Raw genomic sequence first — 761 nt, forward strand, 5'->3', positions numbered from 1 at the left:
CGCGGCCCAGACACCGGAGGTGCCGTGCAGGCCCAGCGTGCGGCGCCGCCCGTGGTTGCCGCGCAGCTTGCGCAGGGCTCGGCGGCGGTCGAACCACAGCACCAGGCCGCCGGCCGCGATCACCCACAGCCAGCTCGCGGCGAGCTCACTGTACAGGCGGCCGGTCTCGCCCAGGTGGAGGTCGCGGTGGAACTCGTCGATCCAGGTGCGCAGCGGCAGCGCCCCCGTGGAGCCGTACTGCTCCAGGGACCCGCGCACCTCGGCGGTGTACGGGTCGACGAACACGGCGAGTGTGTGGTCCTCGTGGACGCCCGGCACGCCGGACAGCAGGACGCGCGTGGTCGCGTCGGCCTCCGGGGAGGGCCGCACGGCCGAGACCGTGCCCTCGGGGTGCGCCTCGCGCGCGGCCGCCACCTGCTCGGATATCGGAAGCTTGGTGTCGCCGACGTCGGGGACGGTCATCTCGTCGGCGTACAGGATCTTCTCGGCCTGGAAGGAACCGGCGTACAGGAAGCCGGTGGTGGCCGCGACGAGGAGGAACGGCGCGACGAGCAGGCCGGCGTAGAAGTGCAGTCGCAGAATCAGCGGGCGCAGGGGCGCCCATCTGCCAGGGAACGGCGCCGACTCGGCCGACTGCGGGGCCTCGTCCGTGTCGGGCGAGGAGGTGATGGTCATCGGTGGGTGTGCTCCGGGGAGTGGGGACGATTTTCAGCCAGGTGGTGCATGAGTCGGGCTGCGGAGCCGTCGAGTTCCCGGAGGAT

1 protein-coding gene is annotated in these 761 nt (G+C 72.3%); it reads right to left on the minus strand.

Annotation, left to right across the window (positions count from 1 at the left end; all coding sequences use genetic code 11):
- A partial coding sequence (locus ACTWQJ_RS51950; protein WP_443313290.1) for a PepSY-associated TM helix domain-containing protein occupies positions 1-675 on the minus strand: 675 nt, incomplete at its 3' end.
- Positions 676-761: the final 86 nt, after the last annotated feature.

The sequence above is a fragment of the Streptomyces sp. KR55 genome (genome assembly GCF_052245645.1).
GTDB classification, from domain to species: Bacteria; Actinomycetota; Actinomycetes; order Streptomycetales; family Streptomycetaceae; genus Streptomyces; species Streptomyces flavusporus.